At 31.0% G+C, this 24,506-nt stretch carries 30 protein-coding genes; 24 read left to right on the top strand and 6 right to left on the bottom strand.

What is annotated here, in order from left to right; genetic code table 11:
• The first annotated feature begins 4 nt into the window (after positions 1–4).
• From ELQ06_RS03250 to argS, 6 genes are read left to right on the top strand one after another with little or no spacing between them, the layout of a single operon-like run.
• On the top strand, positions 5–640 hold the full coding sequence (locus ELQ06_RS03250; protein WP_002867385.1) for an ABC transporter ATP-binding protein: 636 nt from the start codon (positions 5–7) through the stop codon (positions 638–640).
• Entirely contained in the window at positions 627–1,394 is a 768-nt protein-coding gene (fliR, locus tag ELQ06_RS03245) for a flagellar biosynthetic protein FliR (RefSeq protein WP_002859266.1), read from the top strand. The genes ELQ06_RS03250 and fliR overlap by 14 nt, the downstream gene beginning before the upstream one ends.
• Positions 1,395–1,450: 56 nt before the next feature.
• Positions 1,451–3,094 (top strand): hypothetical protein, encoded by a 1,644-nt coding sequence (locus ELQ06_RS03240; protein ID WP_052797644.1) that lies wholly within the window; start codon positions 1,451–1,453, stop codon positions 3,092–3,094.
• Positions 3,091–3,714 carry a guanylate kinase gene (gene gmk, locus ELQ06_RS03235; RefSeq protein WP_002860253.1) on the top strand — a complete coding sequence of 208 codons (624 nt, stop codon included), beginning with the start codon at positions 3,091–3,093 and terminating at the stop codon, positions 3,712–3,714. The genes ELQ06_RS03240 and gmk overlap by 4 nt, the downstream gene beginning before the upstream one ends.
• A gap of 1 nt (position 3,715) precedes the next feature.
• Positions 3,716–3,955 (top strand): twin-arginine translocase TatA/TatE family subunit, encoded by a 240-nt coding sequence (locus tag ELQ06_RS03230; protein WP_002852866.1) that lies wholly within the window; start codon positions 3,716–3,718, stop codon positions 3,953–3,955.
• Between the two features lie 11 nt (positions 3,956–3,966).
• On the top strand, positions 3,967–5,559 hold the full coding sequence (argS, locus tag ELQ06_RS03225) for an arginine--tRNA ligase (protein ID WP_052797645.1): 1,593 nt from the start codon (positions 3,967–3,969) through the stop codon (positions 5,557–5,559).
• Between the two features lie 17 nt (positions 5,560–5,576).
• On the opposite strand, the gene ELQ06_RS03220 is transcribed toward argS, so the two are convergent.
• Both ELQ06_RS03220 and ELQ06_RS03215 read right to left on the bottom strand, forming a co-directional pair.
• Positions 5,577–5,885 (bottom strand): multidrug efflux SMR transporter, encoded by a 309-nt coding sequence (locus tag ELQ06_RS03220; RefSeq protein ID WP_002777309.1) that lies wholly within the window; start codon positions 5,883–5,885, stop codon positions 5,577–5,579.
• Entirely contained in the window at positions 5,885–6,226 is a 342-nt protein-coding gene (locus ELQ06_RS03215) for a multidrug efflux SMR transporter (RefSeq protein WP_002777281.1), read from the bottom strand. The genes ELQ06_RS03220 and ELQ06_RS03215 overlap by 1 nt, the downstream gene beginning before the upstream one ends.
• 108 nt (positions 6,227–6,334) lie before the next feature.
• Here ELQ06_RS03215 and ELQ06_RS03210 point away from each other — a divergent pair, with 108 nt between their 5' ends.
• From ELQ06_RS03210 to ELQ06_RS03190, 5 genes are all read left to right on the top strand, one after another.
• Complete coding sequence (locus ELQ06_RS03210) at positions 6,335–7,042, top strand: YebC/PmpR family DNA-binding transcriptional regulator (RefSeq protein WP_002787769.1); 708 nt, start codon at positions 6,335–6,337, stop codon at positions 7,040–7,042.
• Between the two features lie 9 nt (positions 7,043–7,051).
• A complete protein-coding gene (locus tag ELQ06_RS03205) occupies positions 7,052–7,534 on the top strand; it encodes a peptidylprolyl isomerase (RefSeq protein ID WP_002822502.1) in 483 nt (160 codons plus the stop codon).
• A 163-nt stretch (positions 7,535–7,697) separates the two neighbouring features.
• The gene (locus ELQ06_RS03200; RefSeq protein WP_134237465.1) at positions 7,698–9,125 is read left to right on the top strand and encodes a DUF3373 family protein; all 1,428 of its coding nucleotides are present in this window, start codon (positions 7,698–7,700) and stop codon (positions 9,123–9,125) included.
• 10 nt (positions 9,126–9,135) lie between these two features.
• On the top strand, positions 9,136–9,363 hold the full coding sequence (locus ELQ06_RS03195; RefSeq protein WP_002822505.1) for a hypothetical protein: 228 nt from the start codon (positions 9,136–9,138) through the stop codon (positions 9,361–9,363).
• An 80-nt stretch (positions 9,364–9,443) separates the two neighbouring features.
• Positions 9,444–10,046 carry a DedA family protein gene (locus ELQ06_RS03190; RefSeq protein ID WP_052781699.1) on the top strand — a complete coding sequence of 201 codons (603 nt, stop codon included), beginning with the start codon at positions 9,444–9,446 and terminating at the stop codon, positions 10,044–10,046.
• On the opposite strand, the gene ELQ06_RS03185 is transcribed toward ELQ06_RS03190, so the two are convergent.
• Entirely contained in the window at positions 10,043–10,969 is a 927-nt protein-coding gene (locus tag ELQ06_RS03185) for an L-lactate dehydrogenase (protein ID WP_002859260.1), read from the bottom strand. The two genes, ELQ06_RS03190 and ELQ06_RS03185, sit on opposite strands and share 4 nt — an antisense overlap.
• Positions 10,970–11,035: 66 nt before the next feature.
• On the opposite strand from ELQ06_RS03185, the gene ELQ06_RS03180 reads away from it, so the two are divergent.
• The 8 genes from ELQ06_RS03180 to ELQ06_RS09030 all read left to right on the top strand — a co-directional run bounded on the left by ELQ06_RS03180 (position 11,036) and on the right by ELQ06_RS09030 (position 16,527).
• Complete coding sequence (locus tag ELQ06_RS03180; protein WP_002853925.1) at positions 11,036–11,812, top strand: threonine/serine exporter ThrE family protein; 777 nt, start codon at positions 11,036–11,038, stop codon at positions 11,810–11,812.
• Complete coding sequence (locus ELQ06_RS03175; RefSeq protein WP_002831613.1) at positions 11,809–12,303, top strand: threonine/serine exporter family protein; 495 nt, start codon at positions 11,809–11,811, stop codon at positions 12,301–12,303. Before ELQ06_RS03180 ends, ELQ06_RS03175 begins: the two co-directional genes overlap by 4 nt.
• Before the next feature lie 71 nt (positions 12,304–12,374).
• Positions 12,375–12,638, top strand: coding sequence for a zf-TFIIB domain-containing protein (locus ELQ06_RS03170; protein WP_002831611.1), 264 nt, complete (start codon positions 12,375–12,377; stop codon positions 12,636–12,638).
• Positions 12,639–12,712: 74 nt separating this feature from the next.
• Positions 12,713–13,663 (top strand): CDF family cation-efflux transporter CzcD, encoded by a 951-nt coding sequence (czcD, locus tag ELQ06_RS03165; protein WP_052797646.1) that lies wholly within the window; start codon positions 12,713–12,715, stop codon positions 13,661–13,663.
• Entirely contained in the window at positions 13,653–13,847 is a 195-nt protein-coding gene (locus tag ELQ06_RS03160; RefSeq protein ID WP_002870481.1) for a cation transporter, read from the top strand. Before czcD ends, ELQ06_RS03160 begins: the two co-directional genes overlap by 11 nt.
• The gene (gene copA, locus ELQ06_RS03155) at positions 13,847–15,946 is read left to right on the top strand and encodes a copper-translocating P-type ATPase CopA (protein ID WP_052797647.1); all 2,100 of its coding nucleotides are present in this window, start codon (positions 13,847–13,849) and stop codon (positions 15,944–15,946) included. Before ELQ06_RS03160 ends, copA begins: the two co-directional genes overlap by 1 nt.
• A 101-nt stretch (positions 15,947–16,047) precedes the next feature.
• On the top strand, positions 16,048–16,200 hold the full coding sequence (locus ELQ06_RS03150) for a DUF2165 family protein (RefSeq protein ID WP_079743284.1): 153 nt from the start codon (positions 16,048–16,050) through the stop codon (positions 16,198–16,200).
• Between the two features lie 177 nt (positions 16,201–16,377).
• Positions 16,378–16,527 carry a DUF2165 family protein gene (locus ELQ06_RS09030; RefSeq protein ID WP_167843437.1) on the top strand — a complete coding sequence of 50 codons (150 nt, stop codon included), beginning with the start codon at positions 16,378–16,380 and terminating at the stop codon, positions 16,525–16,527.
• On the opposite strand, the gene ELQ06_RS03135 is transcribed toward ELQ06_RS09030, so the two are convergent.
• Complete coding sequence (locus tag ELQ06_RS03135; RefSeq protein ID WP_052797649.1) at positions 16,524–18,053, bottom strand: DNA polymerase III subunit gamma/tau; 1,530 nt, start codon at positions 18,051–18,053, stop codon at positions 16,524–16,526. The genes ELQ06_RS09030 and ELQ06_RS03135 overlap by 4 nt on opposite strands.
• A 3-nt stretch (positions 18,054–18,056) precedes the next feature.
• Positions 18,057–19,355 carry a transcription termination factor Rho gene (gene rho, locus ELQ06_RS03130; RefSeq protein WP_002852852.1) on the bottom strand — a complete coding sequence of 433 codons (1,299 nt, stop codon included), beginning with the start codon at positions 19,353–19,355 and terminating at the stop codon, positions 18,057–18,059.
• 108 nt (positions 19,356–19,463) lie between these two features.
• On the opposite strand from rho, the gene ELQ06_RS03125 reads away from it, so the two are divergent.
• Together ELQ06_RS03125 and ccoS are read left to right on the top strand one after the other, a co-directional pair.
• Complete coding sequence (locus ELQ06_RS03125; RefSeq protein ID WP_079460086.1) at positions 19,464–21,821, top strand: heavy metal translocating P-type ATPase; 2,358 nt, start codon at positions 19,464–19,466, stop codon at positions 21,819–21,821.
• Complete coding sequence (gene ccoS / locus ELQ06_RS03120; protein WP_002852798.1) at positions 21,818–22,024, top strand: cbb3-type cytochrome oxidase assembly protein CcoS; 207 nt, start codon at positions 21,818–21,820, stop codon at positions 22,022–22,024. The genes ELQ06_RS03125 and ccoS overlap by 4 nt, the downstream gene beginning before the upstream one ends.
• Positions 22,025–22,046: 22 nt before the next feature.
• Here the strand turns inward: ccoS and ELQ06_RS03115 are convergent, their stop codons facing one another.
• Entirely contained in the window at positions 22,047–22,349 is a 303-nt protein-coding gene (locus ELQ06_RS03115; RefSeq protein ID WP_002852762.1) for a cytochrome c, read from the bottom strand.
• A gap of 81 nt (positions 22,350–22,430) precedes the next feature.
• Between ELQ06_RS03115 and gmhB the strand changes: the two genes are divergently transcribed.
• The 3 genes from gmhB to ELQ06_RS03100 form a co-directional block, all read left to right on the top strand.
• Positions 22,431–22,991, top strand: coding sequence for a D-glycero-alpha-D-manno-heptose-1,7-bisphosphate 7-phosphatase (gene gmhB / locus ELQ06_RS03110; RefSeq protein ID WP_002878815.1), 561 nt, complete (start codon positions 22,431–22,433; stop codon positions 22,989–22,991).
• Positions 22,992–23,945 carry an ADP-glyceromanno-heptose 6-epimerase gene (gene rfaD / locus ELQ06_RS03105; RefSeq protein WP_052797650.1) on the top strand — a complete coding sequence of 318 codons (954 nt, stop codon included), beginning with the start codon at positions 22,992–22,994 and terminating at the stop codon, positions 23,943–23,945. It begins immediately after the preceding gene.
• Positions 23,938–24,506 (top strand): PfkB family carbohydrate kinase (locus ELQ06_RS03100; RefSeq protein WP_243833222.1); only part of this gene is annotated, 569 nt, incomplete at its 3' end. The genes rfaD and ELQ06_RS03100, both read left to right, overlap by 8 nt.

Genomic DNA, 24,506 nt, shown 5'->3' with positions numbered 1-24,506 from the left:
AAAAATGGAACTCTTAAGAGCGGAAAATTTAAGCCATAGTTTTGATTATCCGCTTTTTGAGGGTTTAAATCTTACTTTAAATACTAAAGATTGCATTGCTATTCAAGGGAGTAGCGGTTGTGGTAAATCTACTCTTTTGCATATACTTTCTTCTTTATTAATTCCAAAAAAAGGTGAAGTTTTTTTTAAAGGTTCTAATCTTTATCAGATGGATGAAAATGAAAGATTAAAAATTCGCCGTTATGATTTTGGTATTATTTTTCAGACACATTATCTTTTTAAAGGTTTTTCAGCTTTAGAAAATATCGAACTTGCTAGTGTTTTATCGGGTCAAGATTTAGATGAGAAAATTTTAAAAAGGTTAGGTATTGATACACTTTTGCATCAAAAAATAGGAAAGCTTAGCGGCGGACAACAACAGCGTGTGAGTATCGCACGTGTGCTTTGTAAAAAACCAAAGATTATTTTTGCTGATGAAGCAACTGGAAATTTGGATTTTGATAATGCTAAAAATGTTATCGAACTTTTAATTTCTTATGTTAAAGAAAATGATGCGGCTTTATTTTTTGTAACTCACGATAGTAAGCTCGCAAGTTTTTGTGATAAAATTTATACTATAAACGTCAATGGAATTTGTTAATTATTTAGGCGATAAAAATGTTGTAACTTTTATGTTGCTTCTTGCTAGAATGAGTGGTCTTATAGTTTTTTTTCCTTTTTTTTCACATAATTCTATTCCTATGGTAATAAAAAGTACTATAGTTTTATTTTTGACTATGTATTTATATCCTTTGGCTAGATTAGAATCTTTGCATTTAGATAGTTTTTTTGTTTTACAGCTTATTAGTGAAGTGATTTTTGGAATGATAGCAGGATTAATGCTTCAAATTATTTTTGCTATTATTATGATGGCAGGTGAGCAAATTGCTTTTACTATGGGATTTACTATGGCAAGTATATTAGATCCAAGTTCTGGAACGAGTATGCCTATTACGGCACAAATTTTAAATTTGCTTGCTTTGATGTTTTTTCTTGCTTTTGATGGCCATCATTTAATGCTTTTGTTTTTAAGTCATTCTTTGGGTTATATTAGTTTAGGTGGATTTTATCCGCATGAAAATTTAATGCATTATTTAAATATGGGTATGTTTAATATTTTCATCATAGGTTTTACTATGAGCTTTCCTATACTTGGAATTTCACTTTTAGCCGATGTTATTTTTGGACTTTTGATGAAAACAATGCCACAATTTAATCTTTTAGTTATTGGCTATCCTATAAAGATAGCTCTAGGTTTTGTAGTTTTGATTGCTATTTTACTAGTTATGATGCAATATTTTAAAAATTTAATTTTAGAACTTTTTACTCATATGCAAACTCTTTTTTTCTCCTAAGGAAAGGATAAATGAAATTATCGTAAAATAGCGATTATTTTTTAAGGATTAAAGTGATGAAAATTTTACTTTTAAATGAAAACCCTGTAGTTTCAAGACTTGTAAGCCTTAGTGCTAAAAAAATGTCTTATGATTTTGAAGAACTTAATGCTTATAGTGAAAATTTGGGTAATTATGATGTGATTGTTGTAGATAGTGATACTCCAGCACCTTTAAAAATTCTTAAAGAAAAATGCGATAGATTGATTTTTTTAGCCCCGCGAAATCAAAATGTAGAAGATATAGATGCGCAAATTTTACAAAAACCTTTTTTACCTACAGATTTTTTAAATTTACTTAATAATAAAGATGCGAACAAGCATACATCTATTGATTTGCCAATGTTAAGCAATGATGAAAATCCTTATGCTGATATAAGCTTGGATTTAGATAATTTAAATTTAGATGATTTGCCTGATGAAAATTCTTTAGATATAAATTCAGAGGGAATGGAAGATTTGAGTTTTGATGATGATGCTCAAGATGATAATTCAAACAAAACTTTAGAAACTCAAAATTTAGAACATGACAATTTAGAACAAGAAACAATTAAAGAACAGACTCAAGAAGACACTCAAATTGATTTAGATTTAACTTTAGAAGATGGCGAAAGTGAAAAAGAAGACTTAAGCCAAGAACATACAGCTTTGGATACTGAGCCTAGTTTAGATGAGCTAGATGATAAAAATGATGAAGATTTAGAAATCAAAGAAGATGATAAAAATGAAGAAATAGAAAAGCAAGAATTATTAGACGATTCTAAAACAAATACATTAGAAATGCAAGAAGAGCTTAGCGAATCTCAAGATGATAATTCAAACAAAACTTTAGAAACTCAAAATTTAGAACATGACAATTTAGAACAAGAAACAATTAAAGAACAGACTCAAGAAGACACTCAAATTGATTTAGATTTAACTTTAGAAGATGGCGAAAGTGAAAAAGAAGACTTAAGCCAAGAACATACAGCTTTGGATACTGAGCCTAGTTTAGATGAGCTAGATGATAAAAATGATGAAGATTTAGAAGATAATAAAGAATTACAAGCTAATATAAGCGATTTTGATGATCTTCCTGAGGTTGAAGAGCAAGAAAAAGAAATGGATTTTGATGATCTTCCTGAGGATGCTGAATTTTTAGGTCAAGCAAAATATAATGAAGAATCAGAGGAAAATTTAGAGGAGTTTGCTCCTGTTGTGGAAGAAGATATTCAAGATGAAATAGATGATTTTGCTTCAAATTTGAGTACTCAAGATCAAATCAAAGAAGAACTAGCTCAACTTGATGAGCTTGATTATGGTATTGATAGTGATAATAGTAGCAAGGTCTTAGAAGATTTTAAAGATGAACCAATTTTAGACGATAAAGAATTAGGAACAAATGAAGAGGAAGTGGTTGTGCCAAATTTAAATATAAGTGATTTTGATACATTGAAAGAAAGTGATATACAAGAAGCTCTTGGAGAGGAAATCTTAGAAAAAAATGAAGAGCCTATAGTAAGTGATGTAACTAAAGATGATAATAGCGAAGAGATAGTTAATGAGCTTAGCCAAAGCATAGCAGGAGCGATCACTTCAAGTATTAAAGATGATACCTTAAAAGCTGCTCTTAAGGGTATGAATATGAATATAAATATAAACATTAGTTTTAAAGAGGATTGAAATTGCAAGGTTTTGTTTTGTTGATTTCAGGTCCTAGTGGTGCTGGAAAATCAACTCTTTTAAAAAAACTTTTTGATGAATTTGAAGATGAGCTTTATTTTTCTATTTCTTCAACAACTCGCAAACCAAGAGAGGGTGAAAAAAATGGAATACATTATCATTTTATATCCCATGAAGAATTTCAAAAAGGTATAGATAGTGATCATTTTTTAGAATGGGCTAGAGTGCATGAAAATTTTTATGGTACTTCTTTAAAGCACACTCAAAATGCTTTAGATAATGGAAAAATAGTTGTTTTTGATATTGATGTGCAAGGATTTAAAATAGCCAGAAAAAAAATGGCTGATAAGATTGTTTCTGTTTTTATTACTACAAAAAATAAAGATGAGTTAAAAAAAAGACTTATTAAGCGAAATACTGATACAATAATACAACTAGAAAAAAGATTACAAAACGCTAGTGATGAAATGAAAGAGCTTAGCGAGTATGATTATCTTATCATTAACGATGAGTTAAAGCAAAGTTATGAAGCATTGCGAGCGATTTTAATCGCCCATAAATTTAGAACCAAAGGGCAGAATCTAGGGCAAATTCAAAATATTTGGAATGAAGGAGAATAAAATGGGTGGTTGGTCAAGTCCAAGTCATTGGTTGATTATTTTATTGATTGTTGTATTGCTTTTTGGAGCAAAAAAAATTCCAGAACTTGCAAAGGGTTTAGGCAAAGGTATTAAAACTTTTAAAGATGAAATGAATAATGATGATGAAGTAGCAAAAAATACTCAAAAAATAGAAGAAAACAAAAACACAACTAATAATACAAATGCTGATGCAAGTATAGACGAAACAAAAAAAGCTTAAGGTTTAGTCTTTTGAAAAGTATTATTTTTAATGAAATTAAAAAGATTTTAGAGTGTGATTTTGCACTTGAAAATCCAAAGGATAAAAATTTAGCACATTTTGCTACCCCTTTGGCTTTTTCACTGGCTAAGGAATTAAAAAAATCCCCTATGTTGATCGCTAGCGACTTAGCGAGCAAATTTCAAAATCATGATTGTTTTGAATCAGTTGAAGCTGTAAATGGGTATTTAAATTTTAGAATTTCCAAAACTTTTTTAAATGAACTTGCAAATCAGGCTCTAGCAAATCCAAATGATTTTACTAAAGGAGAAAAAAAACAAGAAAGTTTTTTGCTTGAATATGTGAGTGCAAATCCTACTGGACCTTTACACATAGGACATGCAAGAGGCGCTGTTTTTGGAGACACCTTAACAAGACTTGCAAGACATTTGGGTTATAAATTTGATACAGAATACTATGTCAATGATGCGGGTAATCAAATTTATTTACTAGGGCTTTCTATTTTACTAAGCGTGAAAGAAAATATACTTCATGAAAATGTTGAATATCCAGAGCAATATTACAAAGGCGAGTATATAGCAGATTTAGCAAAAGAAGCTTTTGAAAAATTTGGTAAAGAATTTTTTAGCCAAGAAAATATCCCTAGTTTGGCTGATTGGGCAAAAGATAAAATGCTTGTTTTGATTAAACAAAATTTAGAACAAGCAAAGATTAAAATTGACAGCTATGTAAGCGAAAGATTGTATTATGATGCTTTAAATGCAACTTTAGAATCTTTAAAAGAGCATAAAGGAATTTACGAGCAAGAAGGTAAAATTTGGCTTGCTTCTTCGCAAAAAGGCGATGAAAAAGATAGGGTAATTATCCGTGAAGATGGACGCGGGACTTATTTGGCAGCAGATATTGTTTATCATAAAGATAAAATGAGTCGTGGTTATGGAAAGTGTATTAATATTTGGGGAGCAGATCATCATGGTTATATCCCTAGAATGAAAGCTGCGATGGAATTTTTGGGATTTGACTCTAATAATCTTGAGATTATTTTAGCACAAATGGTTTCCCTACTTAAAGATGGAGAACCTTATAAAATGAGTAAAAGAGCAGGAAATTTTATCTTGATGAGCGATGTGGTTAATGAGATAGGAAGTGATGCTTTGCGTTATATCTTTTTGAGCAAAAAATGCGATACGCATTTGGAATTTGATATTAGTGATTTGCAAAAAGAAGATAGTTCTAATCCTGTGTATTATATCAACTATGCACACGCTAGAATTCATCAAGTATTTGCTAAAGCTGGTAAAAAAATCGATGATGTAATGAAAGCTGATTTACAAAGTTTAAATCAAGATGGCGTAAATTTGCTTTTTGAAGCTTTGAATTTAAAGGCTGTTTTAAACGATGCTTTTGAGGCTAGAGCTTTGCAAAAAATTCCTGATTATCTTAAAAATTTAGCTGCAAATTTTCATAAATTCTACAATGAAAATAAAGTTGTAGGCTCTGCAAATGAAAATGATTTGCTTAAATTATTTTCTTTGGTTGCTCTTAGTATTAAAACCGCATTTTCTTTAATGGGTATTGAAGCAAAAAACAAAATGGAACATTAAAACCGCATTTTGCTGTTTTAATAGTTTAGTAAAAATACTGCTATTATCACGATAATGATACCTAAAATTCCTATTTTGTTTAATTTTTCTTTATATAAAATCCATCCACCAAGACAAGTTCCTATGATGCCTATAGCACCCCAAGTTGAGTAAGCTATGCTTAAAGGAACATATTTTAAAGAAAAAGAAAGTAGAAAAAAAGCAAGTATAGCATTAACAATCGCAGCTAAGCCCCAAATTTTATTCTTAAAACCATCTGATTTTTTTAGCAATAAATTTGCTACGATATCTAACAATGCCGATAGAACAATAATAAAAATATACATTATTCTTTAACCTCGCCTATATTAATCATGATAATTCCAACGATAGAAAGAACAATGCCTAAAATTTGAGTTAAGGTTAAACTCTCTTTAAAAACTATAAAAGAAACTAAAAGTATAAGAATAATCCCTAAAAGTTCCCATACAGCATAGGCTATGCCTACTTGAATTTTTTTAATCGCCTTGCCCATAAAAAAATAAGAAAAAGCTATAAATAAAGCCATAAATATATAGCCTAAAATTTGATTTTCCATTTTTAAAAAACTAGTACCTAAAACTTCAAATACAATAGCAGCAATCAAGAAAAACCAAGCAACAAAAAGTTCTTTTTTTGCGATATTCAAAAAGCTTCTCCCTAAAAATAAATGGTAAAATCATACCATTTAAAGCTTTAATTAGCCTTTTTAGTTTATACTTTTAAGTTTAAAAATCTTTAAAGAAAGTGAGAATTTATGGGACGAGCGTTTGAATACCGAAGAGCTTCTAAAGAGGCTAGATGGGATAAAATGAGTAAGCTTTTTCCTAAGCTTGCTAAAGCCATACAAGTAGCTGCTAAAGAAGGTGGCACCGATCCTGATATGAATCCAAAATTAAGAAGTGCTATAGCCACAGCAAAAGCAAATAATATGCCAAAAGATAATATAGATGCGGCTATTAAGCGTGCGAGTGGAAAAGATAGCGCAGATATTAAAAACATTCATTATGAAGGAAAAGCTGCACATGGAGCTTTGGTTATAGTTGAATGTATGAGCGATAACCCTACGCGCACCGTGGCTAATGTTAAAGCCATTTTTAGCAAAAATGGTGGAGAAGTTTTACAAAATGGATCTTTAGGCTTTATGTTTACTAGAAAAGCGGTTTTTCATCTTGAAAAATTTGCAGGAGATTTAGAAGAATTAGAACTTGATTTGATCGATGCAGGGCTTGAAGAATTAGAACAAAATGAAGAAGAGTTAGTAATTAGCGGTGATTATACTGCCTTTGGTGAGCTAAGTTCTGCTATAGAGACTAAGGGTTTAGTTCTTAAAAAAGCAGGACTTGAGTATATACCAAACAATCCTGTAAGCTTTAGCGAAGAACAGCTTAGCGATATAGAAAAACTTTTAGATAAGTTAGAAGATGATGATGATGTTCAAGCTGTTTATACAAATATAGATTAAGGAGAAATAATGATAAAAACAATCGACACAAGCAAAGTAAATGAATACAAATTTGCTCTTATAGAAACTGAAAAAGGCACAATGAAATTAAAACTTTTTGGCGATGAGGCTCCGCAAACGGTTTGTAATTTTGCTACTTTGGCTAATGAGGGATTTTATAAAGATTTAAATTTTCATCGTGTAATCCCAAATTTTGTCATACAAGGGGGTTGTCCACACGGCAATGGTGTAGGTGGGCCTGGATATGAAATCATTTGCGAATGTGATGATCAAGAGCATAAACATGAGCGTGGAACCTTATCTATGGCACACGCAGGACGCGATACGGGTGGTTCTCAATTTTTCATTTGTCACAGCCCTCAAGCTCATTTAGATGGGGTTCATACTGTTTTTGGGCAAATTGATCCAAAAGATGAAGAAAGTTTAGAAGTTTTAGACTCTATACGCCAAGGAGATAAAATTTTAGACATAAAAATTTGCGATAAAATTTAAAAATTTAAAATTTTAAAACTTTTTTGAAACTACAATATTTACAAAGCTAGTCATAAGTTTGACTAGCTAAAAATGATTAATGTATAATTTTTTTTTAAACTTTTTTTTCTATAATCACAATTTTAATTTGCCAAATGTAACAAAATTACAAGGAGTTATGATTATGAAAACTAAGTTTTCACTTATTTTAAGTGCTTGTCTTCTTTCATCTTCACTTTTTGCTAAAAATACAGATGATGAGATAACCAAACTTCAAAAACAGCTTGCACAAATTCAAGCTGAACTTGCACAAATCAGAAAAGAAAGGGAAGCTCAAGCTAAGCAAAATGAAGCTGTAAAAGCTGAACTTGCTGATCTTAATGATAGAGCCGATGAAACAGAATTCCAAGCTGCTTTGAGCAAGGTTAAATTTGGACTTGAGTTTTCAACAGCAGTTTCAAATACAAACTATAAAGTTGACGGACAAGATTATAGTGCTAATAACAAATGGATGAATGAGCTTCATTTAAATATGAATGCTGATATTAATGATAAAACCAAATTCTATGGTCGTTTATCTATGGCTAAAAATTGGTCTCAAATGGGTTGGAGTGGTACTCCTTATGACTTAGATGCAGGAAGAAACACAAGATCAAGCGGGCCTGTACTTTATGTAGATAGAGCTTATCTTGACTACTACATCACACCTGAATGGATTGCGACTGTAGGAAGACAGCCAGGAACCGATGGCCCAGGAAGTAATCTTAGAAACAATGCTCTAAGACAATCCACTTATCCAGCCTTAGCGATTAATGCTCTAGGTGATGCAGCAGTGATCACTTATAAACCTGAAAGTTTGCAAGATCATAAAGTAGCTATCCGTGCAGCTTATGGCAAAACTTATCAATGGGATGAAGAAGGTAAGGTAAGAGACTGGATGAGCGATCAAAAAGATGCTGATGCAAATCTTTACTATGCTGCAGTAGAGGGAGAGCTTCCTATAGAAGGTATGGGAGATAATCTTATTATCTTCAATGTGGCTCATATGACTGATTTTGCATTACCACTTCCAGAAATCAATATTCCTGGCCAAAACGGTGCTTTGGTTAATGTTTTACCAGATGGTGTTTATAATCTAGGAAATTTAACTTTAGCAAATATTCATTTTGAAAACTACAATGCTTTTGGTACAAATTTTAATTATTTTGTATCTTTAGGGTATTCTAACGGAACAAATGCGCATACTCTAAGTGCAATTCCTGCTGTGCAATCTCAATTGGAATTTAATGAAAAAGACGGTTATGCTGTGCATGTAGGCGGACGCTATGATTTTACTAAGGCTTTAAAAGTAGGGTATGAGTTCTTCTGGGGAAGTAGATATTGGTATACTATGAGCCGTCCAAGTATCAACGATCCGCTTAATATAAGAATGACAAGAGGAACGGCACATGATTTTTATGTGATTTATCAACTCGATAGATATCAATTCTTACGCTTAAGTTATACTAATATCCAAAACATTTGGGGTAATCGTGGCTTACCATTTGGTGGAGTGAAAAAAGATAAAGCAAGAGCTGATAATATCATGTTAATGTATAATGTAAAATTCTAAGGAGCAAAAGATGAGAAAAATACTTTTTGCAAGTTTATTACCTATCATTGCTTTGGCTGATTGTGCAAGTTTGATGGCAAAATACGAAGCTCCAGAGCCAGAGTCAAAAACAATGAAACAAGTTGAACGCTGGATTAATAAAAAAGTTAGCGATCCAGCTGATGCTGCTGTTTTAAAAGAGTGTATGATCGCTCGTGCAGCAGACAATCCAAATCAAGTTTCAGTTGCAGGTAAATAAAAAAAGCGGTGTAAAACCGCTTTTTACTGTTTAATCTTTTAAGCTACAATTTTTTAAAATTTTCTTCAAATAAGGCTAACATGCAAGAAATCATTTCTTTTATTGTTGAGACGGCTAGTGCTTGGGGGTATTTGGGTATTATTATCTTAATGACTTTAGAGAGTTGTTTTATACCTTTTCCAAGTGAAGTTGTTATGATACCTGCTGGATATTTGGCACATAAAGGCGAACTTGATATCACTCTTTGTATACTTAGTGGGACTTTAGGTTCTGTTTTAGGGGCTTTGATTAATTATTATATTTGCTTTTTTTGGGGTAAAAATTTTGTATTAAAATGGGGTAAGTATTTTGGTATAAATGAAGCTAAATTTGCTAAATTTGAAGATTTTTTTAACAAACACGGGGAATTTTCAACCTTTACTTGTCGTCTTTTACCAGGGATTCGTCAGTACATCTCTATGCCTGCAGGTTTGGTAAAAATGAAACTTATAAATTTTATACTTTTTACTGCACTTGGTAGTGCTATTTGGGTGGCTATACTTGTATTTTTGGGTTATTATATAGGACAAAATGAAGAGTTGATTAAAACTTATTTAACTCAAATTTTAATCATTATAATTGTTTTTGTGATTTTAGCAAGTTTAATTTATATCAAAATCAAAAAGCCTTTTAAAAAGGCTTAAATTTTATCTTTTACGCTTTGTATGGCGTTTTTGATTTGTTGTTTTGAATTTTCTAATTTTATTTTTTCTTTTTCATTGAATTTTAATTCAAAAACCTTTTCTATACCATCTTTTCCTATGATAGCGGGCATTGAAAAAGCTATATCATCAAAAACCACACTTACAGGATGTAAACTTTTTCTATCTTCTAGGATGGCTTTGGCCAAATTTACACAAGAAGTTCCTATGCCAAATTCTGTTCTTCCTTTGCGTTCATAGATGAAATATCCCTCGCTAATCACGGCTTTTTCGAGTTCTTGTATGTCTAAATCTTTGCCTAATTTTTGCTTATAAAAATCTAATAAATTTTGTCCTAAAACGCTTGCATTAGAAAGTGCTGCAAACTGAGAATCTCCATGTTCACCAATCATACAAGCAAAAATATCTTTTGAATTTATGTTTAAATCTTTGGCTAAAAATTTCTTAAGTCTTGAACTATCTAAATTTGTTCCACTACCAAAAACATGATTTTTAGGTAATTGGCTTAATACTTGAGTGTAGTAAGTTATGGTGTCATTTGGATTTGTTGCGACAATGTATTTGCCTTTAAAATTAGCATTTTTTAAGGTTAAGACAATGTCTTTAAGTTCGAGGATATTGTTTTGAAGTTCTACTAAGCGACTAGGTAGTTCTTTTAAGCTTTCTTTTCTAAAAGCTAAAATGATAATATCGCAAGAAGCTAAATTTTCTAAATTTGGCACATGAAAAATTTTTGTATAAGAAAAATGAATGGCTGACATATCTTCCAAATCTCTTGCATGAGCTAGAGCTAAATCTTGTTTTATATCATATAAGTAAAGTTCTGAACAAATTCCTTGAGTAACTATGCTATAAGCACTAGCAGCTCCTACATAACCTAAACCAACTATACCGATTTTTGCCATTTTTTCTCCTTATTTATTTTAAAATTTGCTATAATTATAACAAATTCAATCAAAGATTATTAAAATATGGAAAAACCTGATATACAAAGATTAACTAATTTTTTAATCGTATATACTAAAACTTTGCTAGGTGCTGGAACTTATACAGCTAGGGTGGCAAAATGCGTAGGAAGAATAGCTGAGGTTTATGGCTATGAGATAAATATCAATTTCTTTTTTCATCATATTACTTTAAATGTTGTAGATATGGATGATAACTCCATTCAAAGAACTTATGTTATACCCAATCATCATGCCCATGTTAATTTTAAGCTTATTTTTGATTTAAGTGCTTTAAGCTGGGCTATATATGATCACAAATACGATCTTGAAAAAGCAAAAGTCGTTTTTGAGCAAATTTCTCAACAAAAAAAGCATTCTTATTTGCTTAATCTTTTATTTGTTTCTATGGCAAATTCGGCTTTTTGCAGGCTTTTTGGTGGTGATTTTGGTGCTGGAAATTTAGTATTTTTTGCAACTTTTGTGGGATTGTTATTAAGATATATTTTAACTAAAGCAAAGATTGATTTAAGAATTCAATACATCCTTTGTTCTTTTATCTCATCATGGTTTGTATTTTTTGGACTGGATATGGGATATACCAATACTTCTGATGTGGCTTTGGGTTCTAGTATCTTGTATCTTATACCAGGAGTATTTTTTATAAATTCTGTGATTGATATATTAAAAGATCATATTTTAATGGGGCTTAGCCGTATTATCAGCGTGGCTATTTTGATTTGTTGTATAGCACTTGGAATTTACATGACGCTTAGTATTTCGGATTTTGGGATTTTAAGATGATTGAATTTATTTTAAGAGATATGTTTTTTGCTGCTGTGGCGGGATTTGGCTTTGCTTATGCTTGTAATCCACCTTTAAAAACCCTTATTTTATCTGCTCTTTTAGCGGCAATTGCACATGGGCTTCGTTTTACCTTGGTGGAATATTTTCATTTTCAAACTTTAGCAATTGCAACTTTTGTTGCTTCATTTTGCATAGGATGTTTAGGAATTGTTTTAGCAAAAATCATCAAAACTCCTGCTGAAATTATCGCTTTCCCTGCTCTTATTCCTATGATACCTGGAATTTATGCTTATAAAGCGATTTTGTATCTTATTTCTTTTATACGCAGTGATGATTTGAAGGCTAAGTCTGAATTTTTAGTTCAATTTTTTGATTATTTTTTTACAACTGTTTCTGTGACTTTGGCTCTAGCTATAGGAGTGAGTGTTACCTTGCTTATATTTTTTGAACAAAGTTTTATGATGACTAGACATGCAAAAAAACATTAAAACTTGTTGTAAATTTGTTTAATATTTCTTTTTATAATTTTAAATCAAAAATTTAAAAAAAAAGGTATTGTATGTTATGTCCAGTTTGTAATGTAGATTTGGTTATGAGTGATAGGAGTGGAGTTGAGATTGATTATTGTCCAAAGTGTCGTGGCGTTTGGCTTGATCGTGGAGAACTTGACAAAATCATAGAACGCAGTGTCCCTAATACAGCAAATTTTAACCAAGCTCCAAGACAAGAGTCAAGATATAATGACTCAGCTTATCATCAGCATAATGATTACTATAAAAAGAAAAAGAAAGAAAGTTGGCTAGGCGAGCTTTTTGACTTTTAATTTTTATAAAAATAACAAATATTTATATCCTTTTTAGCTTAATATCTTAAAATGTCAAGCAAAAAGGATATAAGATGTATAAATTTTTATCACACGAGCCTTTAGCTAACAAGTCTTGTCATCATAATCACGAAGAACATTCTCATGAACATCATCATTCCCATGCTGATGCAAGGAGTATGGATAAAAAGATTTTAAAAATTTCTCTTTTAATGACTTTTTCTATGATGCTTGTGCAATTTATTTATTCAATCCTTTCAAATTCTTTGGCACTTTTAAGCGATACTTTGCATATGTTTTCTGATGTTTTTGCCTTAGCTCTTAGTTTTTTAGCCATTATAGCCGTAGAAAAATGGCAAGATCATCAAAAGACCTTTGGGTATTTTCGTCTTGAAGTTTTAGTGGCTTTTATCAATGCTTTAACCATTATTTTATCGGCTTTATTTATCATTTATGAGGCTATAGAAAAATTTATCAATCCAAAAGAAATTGACGCTAAAACCATGATAATTGTAGCTATTTTGGGCTTTTTGGTAAATGGGATTAATGCTTTGATGATGTTTAAGGGTGCAAATTTAGAAAATGTCAATATGAAGTCCGCTTTTTTACATATGATGAGTGATTTATTGGGTTCTTTAGTGGTTATTATAGGTGGGATTGTGGTGTATTTTAGTGGTATTGTTTATATAGATACGATTTTAGCTATTGTATTATCAATCCTGCTTTTAAGATGGGCGATTATCTTGCTTAAACAAAGTGCTAATGTCTTGCTTGAAAGTTCTCCTGTGGATATAGAAAAAGTAAGACAAGTTTTGCTTTTAAATCCTAGTGTGGATGAGGTGGTGGATTTGCATATTACTCAAATTACCAATAAAATGTTAGTAGCTTCCATGCATTTAAAAGTAAGAGTTTGCGATCTAAAGGAATTTGAAAAACTATCTCAGGATTTATCCCATAAATTACTACATGAATTTGAAATCGGGCACATTACTATACAACCTATAAGGAGCGAAAATGAAATTTAAAGTAAAAAATGTTAATTGCATGAATTGTGTAAATTTGATCAAAAATTCTCTTGAAGATGAATTTGGAAATATAGAAGTGGATTTGGAGCAAAAAATTTTAAGTTTAAATTTAGAAGAAAATCAAGTATCAAATTTTACAAAAGAATTTCAAGATTTAGGTTTTGAGATCATAGAGCGTTTATAATGGAAGAATTGCGTATAAAAATAGGCAAAATGACTTGCGTTAATTGTTCTAATGCTATAGAAAGAGCTTGTAAAAAAATTGATGGTGTTAAAGATGCTAGTGTTTCTTATGTGAATTCTAGTGGGGTTTTTTTACTTGAAGATCAAGAAAAACGCAAAGATATTATCGCAAAAATTAAAAATTTAGGCTTTGAAATTTTAGAAGATGAACAAAGCTTAAACGCATACAAGGTAAAAAAACACTTAGAATTAAGAAAAAATTTGCTCTTAAGTATAGTTTTGAGTGTGATTATTATGTATTTTGAAATGTTTGTTAAAAGTTCTTTTTCGCAAAATATCCAAATGGCTTTGAGTTTTTTTGGGATATTTTATTGTGGGAGAGACTTTTTTTCTCATGCTTTTTTAGGACTTAAAAGTAAAAATTTAGATATGAACACCCTTGTAGCTTTGGGGACTTTGAGTGCTTTTGTGTATTCTTTTTTGGTGTATTTGCAAATTTTTAAAGAAGAAGATTTGTATTTTAGCGGTGCAATGATGATTATTTCCTTTGTGCTTTTAGGAAAATATCTTGAAAGTAAGGCTAAATTTAAAGCACAAGATTATCAAAGAATTTTAGAAAATATAGACACAAAAAAGACAAAAATTTTGCTTGAAGATGAAAGTATCAAAGAAATTTTAAGTTCTTTTGTCAAAAGTGGTGATGTGCTTTTGGTAAAAGAAGGAGAAAGCATTGTCGCAGATGGAGTAGTGCTTTTAGGGAGTGCAGAGCTTGATATGAGTTTTTTAAATGGAGAGTTTTTGCCTGTTTTAAAAAAAGAAGGCGATGAAGTTCAAGCAGGAGCAGTAGTTTTAAATGGTGCTTTAAGGATCAAAGCAAATAAAAAGGCTATGGATAGTACTTTAGAACAAATCAAAAATCTAGTTTTTGAAGCAGGAAATATCAAAAGTCCTTTGGCAAATTTAGCAGATCAAATTTCTAAATACTTTGTAGGGGGTATAATATTTTTTGCTTTTTTAGTTTTTGTTTTTTGGGCGCTAAAAGCAGATTTGAATACAGCTTTTTTACACTCTTGTGCTGTGCTTTTGATCTCTTGTCCTTGTGCTTTAGGGCTTGCAACACCTATAGCTTTGGTTGTGGCAAGTGCAAATGCGGCAAAAAATTTCATTCTTATTAAAAATCCTGCTGCTTTAGAAAAATTAGCCTTAGTTAAGTATGCTTTTTTTGATAAAACAGGTACATTAACAAAGGAAAATTTGAGTATTTTTAAACACAATCTTTCTAAAGATGATTTTGATAAATTATGTCAAATTGAAAGTTTAAGCTCTCATCCTATAGCTAAGGCTTTGCATAAAGATCAAATTTTTGATTTAAAGGGCGAGGGAAGAGTGATTGTGGGTTCTGGTATAAAATACAAAGAAGATAATGATATTTATCTCGCAGGTAGTGCGAAGTTTTTGCACGAAAATGAAATTGACACAAAAGAAAGTGATATCTTTTTTGATTCTTTTAAAGAATATGTTAGGGTGTATTTTGCTAAGAATAAAAAGTGTTTAGGCGGTGTTTTGTTAAGCAATGCTTTAAAAGATGGGGCTAAAGAGCTTGTGTTAAATTTAAAAAAGCAAAATCTTAAAACTTTTATTTTAAGTGGTGATCATGTAAAAAATGTAGAAAAAATAGCCAAAGAATTACAAATAGACGAATTTCACGCTCAACTTAAGAGTGAAGAAAAACTACAAATCATTCAAAAATTTGAAAAAACTCTTTTTGTAGGAGATGGGATCAATGATGCGGCGGCTTTATCTGCTGCAAGCGTGAGTATGAGTTTTTCAAAAGCAAATGAACTTGCTAAAAAAACAGGAGATTTTATCTTGATAAAAGATGATTTATCAGCGATTTTTAAATGCTTTAAACTTGCTAAAAAAACACGCGGTATTATTAAGCTAAATCTTTTTTGGGCTTTTATTTATAATGTACTTTGCATTCCTATCGCGGCAGGATTTGTGCCTTTTATCACTTTAAGTCCTCATATAGCAGCGCTTGCAATGTGTTTTAGCTCTGTTACCGTGGTGCTTAATTCTTTAAGACTTAAAAGAATTTAAAAATTTAATTTTTATTAATAATATATTATATATAATTAATATTACTAAAATATATTATTAAAAGAGTATAAATGCAACAAAAATGTTTTTGCATAAGCAAAATGATTAGATTTTCAAAAATTATTATTTTGCTTACCGTTGCATCGTTAGCAGGTATAGTGGTTTTTGGAAATGTGACAGATTACAATTCTAATTTCCAATTTGTTTCGTATGTGATGAGTATGGATATAAAGCCTGATTTATTTAGTTTATAGGGCTATTACTTCTCCTGTGATTCATCATATAAGCTATAGTAATTATTCTTTTTGAACTTTTATTGCCTTAACAGCTCTAAAAAAGGTGCTTATGATATGTTTAAAGTTAGAAATTTAGATGCTCAAAGCTTTCATAATGCTAAGTTTTTGGGATTATTTCTTTAACTTGTTGGTTGTATTTTATGGTTTTTTGTCTTCCAAGTAGTTGCTGTAGAATGGTTTGGAATGTGGATGAGTAAGGTGTGGAATAGTTTACCTGATGCTATAAGATTGGCAACTTATATGTTTTTAGTTTTGATTTTCATCTCTCTTAAAAATGATGATTAATTTTCTATACTAGGCTCTCCAAAACAATCTTTAAGAGCCTCTTTAAGATCTTCTTGTGGGTCAAATTTTTTGGCCCCTTCTTTAAGCATATTAATAGAACTTTGAATATCTATGTTTTTATTTTCATTGTTTGGTAATTCTTGAGTTAAGGATTGAAGCTTATTTTCGTCAATTGTTAGTGCTTTTTGCACATTAATTTTAGCATTTTCTCCAAATTTAGCTTTAAAAAGTTCTTGTATGAGTTTAAAACCTTTATTGAGCGTATCGCGATTTTGTCCTTGTGCGTTTGAGCTTATGTTTAAAGTATTGTTTTCAAAACTAATAAATTTCGTGCTTTGTTTAAAGCATTCTGCAAGATCAAAATCTCTATCATAAATACTATCAAGCAAGATTTCATAAGCATTTTTTTCTGTTTTTTTCTCAAGATTGGGCATGATAGGAGAAGGCGTGATCTTAGGTGTAATATTTGTTGTATTTTCTTGTTTGATTTCTTGGATTTGTGCGTCAATTTCTTTTAAATGACTTGCTTCCATCATCATAAAAGCCATAACACAAAGCGTAAAGCCATCATCATCGCAAAGCATATTCTTAGCTTTTGATAAAATACGGAAAAATCTTTCATAAATTAAAGTAGAAAATTCTGTACTTTTTGCAAAAAAACTTTCTTTTAAATAAAAAAGCATTTCATCAATCACGCTTGAGGCTTCATAGTCTTGTAATTCCTCTAAATACGCAAAAACTTTTTCCTTGTCTTTTGTTAAGATAGCCTGATAAAAGGCTTTGATTTTTTGAGGATCTAAAAAGCCTAACATATCTGTAATTTTACTAATGCTGATTTCATTTTGACAAAAAATAATAGCTTGGTCAAGCAAGGTTAAAGTATCTCTTAAAGATCCATTGCCGCTTCTTGCTATAAATTTTAAAGCTTCTTCTTCAAATTTAACATTTTCTTTAAGTAAAATTTCTTTAAGATGATTTAAAATTTCACTCTGTGGAATTTGTTTAAAGCGAAAATGTTGTGTTCTTGAAAGCACAGTAGCTGGAAGTTTTAAAGGATCTGTGGTTGCAAGTATAAATTTAACATAACTTGGGGGTTCTTCTAAGGTTTTTAAAAGCGCATTTGCAGCCTGTGGGGTAAGCATATGTACTTCATCAATGATGAAAATTTTAAATCTTGCCATAGAAGGGGTGTATTTGGTTTGTTCGATTAAGGCTTGTATATCTTCAAGCCCACGGTTGCTTGCAGCATCCATTTCTATAATGTCTATATGTTTGCCTTCAAGTGCTGCAAGACAGTGTTTGCAAGTGCCACATGGAGTATCACTTAGTCCTTGTTCGCAAACTAAAGCACGAGAAAAAATTCTAGCACTTGAAGTTTTTCCACTTCCTCTAAGTCCTGAAAAAAGATAAGCATGAGCTAAGCGATTATGATTTAGGGCGTATTTTAAACTTACGCTAACTGTCTTTTGTCCTATGAGTTCATCAAAGGTTTTTGGTCTGTATTTAATCGCTAAAGCTTGAAGCATTTTCTACTCGTTCATTATAGATAAAAGTTCTACATTGTCTTTGGTTTTAAGCATTTTAGAATATAAAAATTTCAACGCTTCAACATCATCCATTTGAGAAATCGCTGAACGGATTGCCCAAATTTTTTGAAGATTTGCTACGCCTTGGAGCAATTCTTCTTTTCTTGTTCCTGATTTGATGATATTAATTGCAGGATAAATTCTTCTATCGGCGATATTTCTATCAAGAACTATTTCGCTATTTCCTGTGCCTTTAAATTCTTCAAAAATCACATCATCCATTCTTGAACCTGTATCAATTAAAGCTGTAGCAACTATGGTTAAAGAGCCTCCATTTTCTATATTTCTAGCTGCACCAAAGAAGCGTTTTGGTTTGTGTAGGGCATTAGCATCCACCCCGCCGCTTAGGACTTTTCCACTGCTTGGAGTTGCGGTGTTATAAGCACGTGCCAGTCTTGTGATACTATCAAGTAAGATGATAACATCTTTGCCTGTTTCTACCATTCTTTTGGCTTTTTCTATCACGAGTTCGGCTACACGCACATGATTATAAGCAGGTAAATCAAAAGTAGAACTAAAAACTTCGCCTTTTACACATCTTTGCATATCGGTAACTTCTTCAGGCCTTTCATCGACTAAAAGTACGATTAAATGCATTTCTGGGTGGTTTTTTGCAATAGCAGTAGCAAGTTCTTTCATAAGCTCTGTTTTACCTGTGCGTGGTGGAGCAACGATAAGCCCGCGTTGTCCTTTTCCTATAGGAGTAAAAAGATCCAAAACACGACCTGTAAGCTTCATTGCATCGTATTCGAGTTTGATTTTTTCTGTTGGAAAAATAGGGGTTAAGTTATCAAACAAAGGTCTTTCTTTGGCTTCTTGTAAAGGTAGATAATTGATCGCTTCGATTTTTAAAAGAGCGTAGTATTTTTCTTGATCTTTTGGTTCTCTAACTTGTCCTGTAACGATATCGCCTACACGCAGAGCAAATTTTTTAATTTGTGAATTTGAAACATAAGCGTCATTAACACTATCGCTAAGATTAGAGTCCATACCTCTTAAAAAGCCATAACCTTCGGAAGAAATTTCTAAAATCCCTGTAAAAAGTATAAAACCGCCTTTTTTTGTTTGTGCTTTTAAAATTTCAAAAATAAGTTCTTGACGGCGAAATTCTCTCGGGTTTTCGATTTCACATTCATTAGCGATTTTAACTAGATTTTCTAAATCTAATAATTTTAATTCTTCGATTTTATAACCTTCCACTGGAACGTGGGTTCTTTGATGTTGTTTTTTTTCTTTTTCCATAAGTCCTCGTAAGATTTAGCAGAATAATTTTTGTAAAATGTGATTTTAATAAAAAAATGCACTTTTTGTCAAATTTGTTTATAATTATAAAAAATATTTTTTTAAAGAATGATTATGAAATGTGAACATTGCAAACTTGATTATAAACAAGCCCAAATGATAGAGTATAAGGGTAAATTTTTTTGTTGTAAAGGTTGTGAGAGCGTTTGGGAAATTTTGCATGAAAGTGGATTAGATGAGTTTTATGAAAAGCTTGGAAATCAAACTTTAAGCCCTGTAAATTTTCAAAATGAAATGAAAAATTATGATGAGTTTATTACTAAAACTAAAGAAGGATTTAGTGAAATTTATCTCATGATACACGGTATAGAATGTGCAGCTTGTGTGTGGCTTAATGAGAAAATTTTAACCAAGCAAGAAGGAATTTTAGAACTTGATATCAATCATTTAAGCCATAAAGCACGCATTGTTTTTGATGAGCAAAGTATTTCTTTGGTGCAAATTTTAAGACTTATTGAAAGTATAGGCTATAAAGCGAGTGCTTATGATGCGAGCAAGGCTTCAAAAAAAGCGGATTTATTAAAAAGGGAATTTTATTCTAAGCTTGTTGTGGCTATAGCTTGTGTGATGAATATCATGTGGATAGCAGTGGCAAAATACGCAGGATTTTTTAGCGGTATGGATAAGGATACTAAGGATATTTTAAATTTTGCTGAATTTATCCTTTGTTCTCCTGTGCTTTTTTATACGGGATCTCATTTTTATAAAAGTGCTTTTAAAACTTTAAAAATGCATAGTTTAAATATGGATGTATTGGTAATTAGCGGAGCGAGTTTGGCTTATGTTTATTCTTTATGGGCTATGTTTTTTAGGGTGGGGGAAGTGTATTTTGATTCTGTGGCGATGATAATTTGCTTTGTGTTTATAGGAAAATATCTTGAGATGTTTAGCAAAAAGCGTGCTTTAGATACCATAGATGGGCTTAATGATTTTTTACAAAATGAAGTTTTAGTTTTCAATGGTAAAGAATTTGCTCCTAAAGAAGTGCAAAAGGTTTGTTTGGGAGATAGAATTTTGCTTAAAACTGGAGATAAAATTTTAATCGATGGGATTTGTAAAAGTGGTGAAATGAGTGTGGATACTTCTTCTTTAAATGGAGAAAATACCCCAAAACTCATACAAAAAGAAGATGAAATTTTTTCAGCTTGTATAGTGCTTGATGGAAGTGTGGAGTATGAAGCAACAAAGCTTTACAAAGATTCAAAACTCAGTCAAATTATCCAGCTTTTAGAACTTGCAAGCTCTAAAAAAGCAAAACTTGAAAGTTTGGTTAATAGTCTTTTGGCTTATTTTTCTAGAACGGTTTTATTGATTGCTTTTATTTGTTTTGCTTTTTGGTTTTTTTATAAGGAAGAGAGTTTTGAAATTTCTTTAGTTAATGCGATTGCAGTTTTGATTATCGCTTGTCCTTGTGCTTTGGCTTTAGCAACGCCCGTGAGCAATCTTGTAGCTTTAGGTAGAGCTTTGAAAAAACATATTTTGTTTAAAAGTTCTAGCGTGATAGAGGATTTAAGCAAATGTGATTGTGTGGTGTTTGATAAAACGGGTATTTTAACCAAAATAGAGCTTGAACTTAAAGAGGTTTTTTTAGATAAAGCGCTTGATTTGAATGAGCTTTATAATTTTGTAAAACTTTCTAAACATCCTATATCTCAAAATATTGCGTCGTATTTAAAGCAAAAAGGAGCTAAGGATTTAAATTTGGATTTTAAAAAGCATTCGAGTATTCAAGCTAAAGGTTTAAGTGCTGAGTTAAATGAAGAGTTGCTTTTAGGCGGAAGTTCTAAATTTTTGCAAGAAAAGGGTATTGTGGCTAAAGAATTTGATAATACGCATTTTATTTTTGCCAAGGAAGGTAAAATTTTAGCTTTTTTTGAGTTTGATAGTGTTTTAAGAGAAGGTGCAAAAGAGCTTATCGCTTATCTTAAAAAAGAAAAGAAAGAATTAATGATACTCAGTGGCGATCATCAAAAAGCAGTGGAAAAAATCGCTAAAAAGTTGGAAATTCAAAATTATCAAGCTTCTTGTTTGCCTGAAGATAAGATGAAAACTATAGAAAATTTAAGTAAAAATTACAAAGTTTTATTTGTAGGTGATGGGGTAAATGATGCACTAGCTTTAAAATACGCAAGTGTTTCAATGACTTTAAGAGAAGGAAGTGATCTAGCTATAGAAAGTAGTGATGTTTTGCTTTTGAAAAATGACTTGCTTTCTTTAAAAAAAGCCATCAAATTATCTAAAAACACCTTTAAAATTATCAAGCAAAATCTTGCTTTTTCTTTGTTTTATAATGCTTGCACCATACCTTTGGCTTTTTTGGGTATGATAAATCCTTTATTTGCTGCTATTTCTATGTCTTTTAGTAGTATAATAGTCGTTTTAAATGCTTTAAGGATTAAAGAATGAATAGTATAATCATGATGATGATAGGAGTTTCTATCTTAGCGTTTTTTATCATTTTGGCAACTTTGCTTTGGGGGATTAAAAATAAGCAATTTGATGATGATTATAAATTTACTACTTTAAATGATGATGAGGATTCTTTACGTGATGCTATAGAATTAGAAAGACGTAAAAAAGAAGCTTTGGATAAAAAAAGGCTTTCTTAAAAAGGAAAGCCTTTTTTAGAAATTATTTTAAAGTTTCAATATGAGCTTCGATAGCTTTAAAATCTTCTTCAGTTAAACCTTTAAGGTTAAGTTTCATGATCGCACCTTGACCATAAGCATTTCTTTTGCCTTCTGAATATTCTTTCATGTATTGAAGTCTTTCAGCAGAAGAAAGAGTTTTTAAAGCTGGAACTTTGTTTAAGTAAACTTTGTCAGCATTTGCACCATGGCATACTGCGCATTTTTTAAAAAGTGTAGCACCATCTGCAGCAAAAGCAGAAACGCCAAGACATGCCAAAGCAGAAACTACTAATAATTTTTTCATTTGTTTTCTCCTTAGTAAAAATTAGATTGCTAGGTATTATATATCTTTATTTTTAATAAAAATCTTAAGAAATTAAAGATAATGTTTATTTTCTTTTTAAAAAAGCTATATTATAATGTTTTTATGAAAACAAAAGCATTATTTTTAGATAGAGACGGTGTGATTAATATAGATAAAAAATATGTCTATAAAATAGAAGATTTCGAATTTTGTGATGGAATTTTTGAACTTTGTAGATATTTTTTAGCTAGAAATTATTTGCTTTTTATAGCGACAAACCAATCAGGCATTGCAAGAGGATATTATAAAGAAAGTGATTTTTTTAAGCTTTGTGATTATATGCTTAAAGAATTTGCCAAGCAAGATATAAAAATTGATAAAATTTATCATTGTCCGCATTTAGAAGGTTGTGAGTGTCGCAAACCTAAAGCAGGCATGCTTTTAAAAGCAAAAGATGAGTTTGATTTAGATATGAAAAATTCTATCTTTATCGGAGATAATCTAAGTGATATGCAAGCAGGATTAAATGCTGATATTGGCACTTTGATTTTAGTGAATGAAGAAAAAAAAGAAGGTGATTTTTTTAGACAATTTAAAAATTTAAAAGAAATTTTGAGCTTTTTTAAAGAAAAGGACATTTAAATGAAAATAGCAATCACAGGTGGCGCAGGATTTATAGGTTCGCAACTAGCTTTAAATTTGCAAGAAAAACATGAAATTTTAATCATTGATAAAATGCGTAGCAGTGTGACTTTTGAAAATGGAAATTTGCAAAGTTTTGGGCATTTTAAAAATTTACTTGAATTTGATGGAGAGCTTTTTGCAGGTGATATTAACGATGAAAAAGTTTTAAAAAAAATTGAAGATTTTAAGCCAGAGATTATTTTTCATCAAGCAGCAATTTCAGACACTACGGTTTTTGATCAAACTAAGGTTTTGCAAACCAATTTAAATACTTTTAAAGATTTTATAGAACTTAGTATAGATCTTAATGCAAAGCTTATTTATGCAAGTTCAGCTTCAGTTTATGGCGATGCAAAAAGTCCGCAAACCGTAGGTAAAGATGAAAAACCAAAAAATCCTTATGCTTTTTCAAAATTGATGATGGATAAACTAGCGAAAAAATACTACGATAAAGCCCATTTGGTAGGACTTAGATATTTTAATGTTTATGGAAAAGGCGAATTTTATAAAAACAAAACCGCTTCTATGGTTTTGCAATTTGGCCATCAAATTTTAGCAGGAAAAAATCCATGCTTGTTTGAAGGAAGTGATCAAATTTATAGAGATTTTACTTATATTAAAGATGTTATTAGTGCCAATTTAATCGCCCTTGATTCAAAATGCGGGGTTTATAATGTAGGCAGTGGTAAAGCAAGAACTTTTCAAGATATAGTTGATATTTTGCAAAAAGAGTTAAAGACTGATTTGCCTTGCGAATATATCCCAAATCCTTATGTAAAATCTTATCAATTTCATACCGAGGCAAAACTAGATCAAACTTGGGATTATCGGCCAAAATTCACTTTAGAAGAGGGTATAAAAGATTATTTAGGCGAGATAAAAAGACTTTTTGAAAAGGAAGTAAATGCTTGAGTTTTTAAGTCAGCAAAAACCTAAAATTTTAATTATAGGGGATTTTATGGTGGATAATTACACTTGGTGTGATTGTTCGCGTATCAGTCCTGAAGCCCCTGTTTTGGTAGCTAAAACCCTTAAAGAAGATAAAAGATTAGGCGGGGCTGCGAATGTTTATGCAAATTTAAAAAGCTTGGGAGCTGATGTTTTTGCGCTCGGTGTTGTGGGTGATGATAAGAGTGGGAAATTTTTACAAGAAAATTTAAAAGGAGAATTTTTGATCCAAAAAGGACGCAAAACCCCTTTTAAAAATCGCATTATGGCACACAATCAGCAGGTTTTAAGACTAGATGAAGAAGACATAAGTGCAATTTTGCTTGAAAATGAACTTATTGCTTTGTTTGATGAAAAGATTAAAGACTTTAAGGCTGTGGTTTTAAGCGATTATGCCAAAGGTGTTTTAACCCCTAAAGTTTGTAAGGCTGTGATAAAAAAAGCTAAGGCTTTAAATATTCCTGTTTTAGTTGATCCTAAAGGCAGTGATTTTAGTAAATATAGCGGTGCAACCTTACTCACGCC

This window comes from Campylobacter sp. CH246 (genome assembly GCF_004378835.1).
GTDB classification, from domain to species: Bacteria; Campylobacterota; Campylobacteria; order Campylobacterales; family Campylobacteraceae; genus Campylobacter_D; species Campylobacter_D jejuni.
This window is presented reverse-complemented; position numbering and strand designations above follow the sequence as displayed.

Coding starts and splice junctions, on each gene's coding strand:
- ELQ06_RS03200 (WP_134237465.1), top strand. CDS start 7,698: ATGAAAACTAAGTTTTCACTTATTTTAAGTGCTTGTCTTCTTTCATCT.
- rho (WP_002852852.1), bottom strand. CDS start 19,355: ATGGAAAAAGAAAAAAAACAACATCAAAGAACCCACGTTCCAGTGGAA.
- ELQ06_RS03230 (WP_002852866.1), top strand. CDS start 3,716: ATGGGTGGTTGGTCAAGTCCAAGTCATTGGTTGATTATTTTATTGATT.
- copA (WP_052797647.1), top strand. CDS start 13,847: ATGGAAGAATTGCGTATAAAAATAGGCAAAATGACTTGCGTTAATTGT.
- ccoS (WP_002852798.1), top strand. CDS start 21,818: ATGAATAGTATAATCATGATGATGATAGGAGTTTCTATCTTAGCGTTT.
- ELQ06_RS03250 (WP_002867385.1), top strand. CDS start 5: ATGGAACTCTTAAGAGCGGAAAATTTAAGCCATAGTTTTGATTATCCG.
- ELQ06_RS03170 (WP_002831611.1), top strand. CDS start 12,375: ATGTTATGTCCAGTTTGTAATGTAGATTTGGTTATGAGTGATAGGAGT.
- ELQ06_RS03175 (WP_002831613.1), top strand. CDS start 11,809: ATGATTGAATTTATTTTAAGAGATATGTTTTTTGCTGCTGTGGCGGGA.
- rfaD (WP_052797650.1), top strand. CDS start 22,992: ATGAAAATAGCAATCACAGGTGGCGCAGGATTTATAGGTTCGCAACTA.
- ELQ06_RS03205 (WP_002822502.1), top strand. CDS start 7,052: ATGATAAAAACAATCGACACAAGCAAAGTAAATGAATACAAATTTGCT.
- czcD (WP_052797646.1), top strand. CDS start 12,713: ATGTATAAATTTTTATCACACGAGCCTTTAGCTAACAAGTCTTGTCAT.
- ELQ06_RS03115 (WP_002852762.1), bottom strand. CDS start 22,349: ATGAAAAAATTATTAGTAGTTTCTGCTTTGGCATGTCTTGGCGTTTCT.
- fliR (WP_002859266.1), top strand. CDS start 627: ATGGAATTTGTTAATTATTTAGGCGATAAAAATGTTGTAACTTTTATG.
- ELQ06_RS03195 (WP_002822505.1), top strand. CDS start 9,136: ATGAGAAAAATACTTTTTGCAAGTTTATTACCTATCATTGCTTTGGCT.
- ELQ06_RS03220 (WP_002777309.1), bottom strand. CDS start 5,885: ATGTATATTTTTATTATTGTTCTATCGGCATTGTTAGATATCGTAGCA.
- ELQ06_RS03160 (WP_002870481.1), top strand. CDS start 13,653: ATGAAATTTAAAGTAAAAAATGTTAATTGCATGAATTGTGTAAATTTG.
- ELQ06_RS03185 (WP_002859260.1), bottom strand. CDS start 10,969: ATGGCAAAAATCGGTATAGTTGGTTTAGGTTATGTAGGAGCTGCTAGT.
- ELQ06_RS03135 (WP_052797649.1), bottom strand. CDS start 18,053: ATGCTTCAAGCTTTAGCGATTAAATACAGACCAAAAACCTTTGATGAA.
- ELQ06_RS03210 (WP_002787769.1), top strand. CDS start 6,335: ATGGGACGAGCGTTTGAATACCGAAGAGCTTCTAAAGAGGCTAGATGG.
- ELQ06_RS03180 (WP_002853925.1), top strand. CDS start 11,036: ATGGAAAAACCTGATATACAAAGATTAACTAATTTTTTAATCGTATAT.
- ELQ06_RS03240 (WP_052797644.1), top strand. CDS start 1,451: ATGAAAATTTTACTTTTAAATGAAAACCCTGTAGTTTCAAGACTTGTA.
- gmhB (WP_002878815.1), top strand. CDS start 22,431: ATGTTTATTTTCTTTTTAAAAAAGCTATATTATAATGTTTTTATGAAA.
- ELQ06_RS03125 (WP_079460086.1), top strand. CDS start 19,464: ATGATTATGAAATGTGAACATTGCAAACTTGATTATAAACAAGCCCAA.
- ELQ06_RS03190 (WP_052781699.1), top strand. CDS start 9,444: ATGCAAGAAATCATTTCTTTTATTGTTGAGACGGCTAGTGCTTGGGGG.
- ELQ06_RS03150 (WP_079743284.1), top strand. CDS start 16,048: ATGATTAGATTTTCAAAAATTATTATTTTGCTTACCGTTGCATCGTTA.